Source organism: Mycobacterium sp. TH-M106 (assembly GCF_057473765.1).
Map to the genome: position 1 here is coordinate 1 of NZ_JBYCLE010000004.1, position 3,697 is coordinate 3,697.

Consider the following 3,697-nt stretch of genomic DNA (forward strand, 5'->3'; position numbering starts at 1 on the left):
GGATGGCGCATCACCTTTGCCGGGCTGGAGAACATTCCGGAACGCGGCGGCGCGCTGGTCGCCGTCAACCACACCAGCTACGTGGACTTCTACCCGGCCTCGATAGCGGCCTTCCGGCGCCGCCGTCGGCTGCGGTTCATGCTCAAGGCCGAGATGTGTGACGTGCCGGTGGTCAACTTCGTCATCAAGCACGCCAAGCTGATCCCGGTGGACCGGCGGGCCGGGGCCGACGCCTACGCGCTGGCGGTGCAGCGGCTGAGGGAGGGCGAACTGCTCGGCGTACACCCGGAAGCCACCATCAGCCGCAGCTTCGAGCTCAGGGAGTTCAAAACCGGCGCCGCCCGCATGGCCCGAGACGCCGACGTGCCGATCATTCCGCTCATCGTCTGGGGCGCGCAACGCATCTGGACCAAAGATCATCCGAAGAAACTGTGGCGTAACAAGATTACCGTGCTGGCGAAAGTCGGCCAACCAGTGCGAGCCGCCGGCAGCGTCGAAAAGACCAATGCCGAACTGCGCCGGGCCATGACCGGGCTGCTCGACCAGGCTCAGCAGGAGTATCCGCGTCCGGCCGGCGCGTTCTGGGTGCCGCGGCGACTCGGCGGTAGCGCACCCATCCCGGCCGAGGCCGCGAAGCTCGACGAAGCGGAGCTTGCCGAGCGCGCCCGAAAGCGTGCGGAGCGTTTGGAAGGCGGCGAGGTGCCCGGCGCCCGGTGGCGGCGGGTATTCGCTGGGGCGGGCCGTCGCCGGTGACCTCGACCACGAAGCCGGCGCTGATCGCCAGCGACGTGGACGGCACCTTGCTCGACCACGACGAGTCGGTCACCCCGCGTACCCGTGCGGCCGTGCACGCCGCCGTCGACGCCGGCGCGCGGTTCATCCTGGCAACCGGGCGCCCGCCCCGCTGGATCGGTCCGGTCGTCGACGCACTCGGGATGGCGCCGCTGGCGGTCTGCGCCAACGGCGCCGTCATCTACGATCCGGCGATCGACCGGGTGATCGCGGTCCGCACCCTGTCCGTCGACGCTCTCGCTGAGCTGGCCGAGATCGCCACCGGCCTCATCCCGGGTGCGGGGCTGGCTGTCGAGCGGGTCGGCGACAGCGCACACGACGCCGCGACACCGCAGTTCGTCAGCTCACCGGGCTACGAGCACGCGTGGCTCAACCCGGACAACACCGAGGTGTCGCTCGACGACCTGCTCAGCGCACCGGCCATCAAGCTACTGATCCGCAAGGCCGGCGCAGCCAGCTCGGATATGGCGGCCAGGCTGGCCGGCCACCTCGGCACCGCCGGGGCGCTCACCTACTCCACCGACAACGGCCTGGTCGAGGTCCTGCCGTCGGATACCAGCAAGGCCACCGGCATCGACGAGCTGATCCGGCCGCTGGGAATCGCCGCCGGCGACGTGGTGGCGTTCGGGGACATGCCCAACGACCTGCCGATGCTGCGGCAGGCCGGCCTCGGGGTGGCGATGGGCAACGCCCATCCCGACGTGCTGGCCGCCGCCGACGAGGTGACGGCCGCCAACACCGACGACGGGCTGGCCCGGGTGCTGGAACGCTGGTGGCGCTGAGCGCGGTTCTCCACCGGCTTCAGGCGGCTGGCTCCGAGCTCACCTCAATCGCCGAGAATCGCTCTAGCTGCAGCGGCGGGCCGTCCGGGGCGGCCGCCGGCAACTGCTCGGCGACGCCGTCGACGACCCGGGTGACGGTGCCGCTGGCCCGGTCGAAGTTCAGGGTTCCGTGTTGGAAATTCTGCCCCACCCACTCCGGCTCCTGAAACTCCGCGCTGGTCGGCAACCCCAACGCGCCGCGCTCGTAACCCAGCGAGGCCCAGGCATCGTAGATCGCCCCGGTGACCGGCTGCGCGCCGGTCTCCGGGGACCAATACATCGCACCGTGGTCGAAGGTGGCGTAGCGTGCAACCCCGTCGGCGGCCGCCTCCGGTGACGTCGGCGCGCCCAGCGCACTGTCGGATCCGCCCAGCTGTTGCCAGCGGGCGTGGATGGCGCCGCCCTCCAGCATCCGGATCAGCTCTTGCGGGCCCGGCGGTTCGTTGAATCGTCCTGCGATATCGCGGATTTGGTTCAAGATCGCATAACCGGCAGCACCCGGGCAGTCGGTGTCGTCGACGTCGCGATGGCCGATGACGACGGGCAGCGCCACCGTGGTGCCACGGACGAAGTGGGTGTAGGAACCCCCTGCCGAGGACAGCTGCGTCGCACCCCGCGGGTCGATGCGGTCCAAACCCAGCCGCCAGCCCAGCAGCCGCCCGACGGTGCTGATCTGGACGGGTGGTGGTGGCGCGTCTTCGAAGTCTCCGATCATCGACACCCCCCAGGTGTCGCGGTTGAACCCACCGGCGTGCGCGCCCTCCACCGGCTTGGTGAGGCCGCCGGCCCGGCCCTCGAAAACCTGGCCGTACTTGTCCACCAATGCGTTGTAGCCGATGTCGCACCAGCCCAGCATCTGGGTGTGATATGCGTAGATGGCGCGCACGATCCCCGCCGAGTCCTGCGGTGTGTAGTCGTTGCTTCCGGCGGTGTGGTGAACGACCGCGGCGCGCACCGGCATGCCGTCCGCGGTGTCTCGGCACCGGTTGGAGCGGGGGCCGCCCCAGTGGCTGCGGGGGACGATGGCAGGCGGCTGGCCCGGCCCGGTGATCGCGGCTGGCGGTGTCCACTGCAGGTCGACCGGCGCCCGCGGCGGGGAGATCAGCACCGCGGAGACGTTCTGTGCGAACGGCTGCTCGGCGGTGGCCGGAACATATCCCAGGTTGGGTCTGACCGCCGGACCGGCTACCGGTGGCTTGACGAAGGCCGCAGTCGCCGGTGCGGCGACCGGCCTGGTGACCGCGATCTGCACAGTGGTGGTGGTGCCGACGAATACCGGATCGGTGCCGTTGCGGGTCTCATCCCGGGTCTCACCCCAGGTATGCTGCCCGGTCTCACCCCCTGTCTTAAACCCAGTTTTATGCCCGGTCTTATGTCCGGTCTTAAACCAGGGCCCCCAGGACCCGTCGGGACGCTTGGCGCGCACCCGCGCCGACGTGCCGGTCAAGTCCGCGCCGGTCAGTGCGACCATCGAAAACGGTTCGGCCTGGGTGACTTCGCGGACGGTGACGCCGGCCGGCAGGTCGGGCAATGGCCGCTGGGTCAGCCGGGTCAGCTGAGTTGGAGCCGCGCTCGGCTGGCCCCGCGACGGTGCGAGTCCGAGTGCCGAATCGAGCGTCCACGGCAGCAGCACCATGGTCGCGACGGTCGCGGTCAGCACGATCGTCGGCGCAGGGCGACGGGATGGCACGAACCGATGTTACGTATGTGCTTAGTGTTGTTAATGATGCGACACGCATCAGCGGGCCGCCGATGCATGTGGTAACGGCACCGCAGAGCCTTCTGGCTGCCGGACCAGACGATCCGGGCCGGCCCTGCGGTGCCGTCGGGGTGACCGGCGCCTCAGCTCGCCGGTGCTGCTGCTGCCGCCGCTTCGGCGGGTGCCGCCGCTGCGTCCACCGCCGCCGCAGGTGCTGCCGCCGCGGCGGCCGGTGCGGCGGCGCCCTGGGCGGCCTGCATGATGGACGGGATAACCACGCTCTTGAGCAGGTCGAGAGCCTGCCCGGCACCCAGCTGGTTGGCGGCGCTCATCAGGTCACTGACGATCCCGCCGCTGCCGGAGCTGGCGGCGGCGGATGGCGCGG

At 70.3% G+C, this 3,697-nt stretch carries 3 protein-coding genes and 1 pseudogene; 2 read left to right on the forward strand and 2 right to left on the reverse strand.

From position 1 onward, the window contains the following. Positions 1–753, forward strand: a 753-nt coding sequence (locus AC2VOP_RS00095) for a lysophospholipid acyltransferase family protein (RefSeq protein WP_486959073.1), incomplete at its 5' end; no start/stop codon positions are given. After that, positions 750–1,574: an HAD family hydrolase gene (locus AC2VOP_RS00100; RefSeq protein ID WP_486959075.1), complete on the forward strand. Its 825-nt coding sequence runs from the start codon at positions 750–752 to the stop codon at positions 1,572–1,574. The genes AC2VOP_RS00095 and AC2VOP_RS00100, both read left to right, overlap by 4 nt. Positions 1,575–1,593: 19 nt before the next feature. Here the strand turns inward: AC2VOP_RS00100 and AC2VOP_RS00105 are convergent, their stop codons facing one another. Beyond that, positions 1,594–3,303: an N-acetylmuramoyl-L-alanine amidase gene (locus AC2VOP_RS00105; RefSeq protein ID WP_486959074.1), complete on the reverse strand. Its 1,710-nt coding sequence runs from the start codon at positions 3,301–3,303 to the stop codon at positions 1,594–1,596. 152 nt (positions 3,304–3,455) lie between these two features. Then, positions 3,456–3,697, reverse strand: a pseudogene (locus tag AC2VOP_RS00110) (hypothetical protein); the annotation flags it as partial.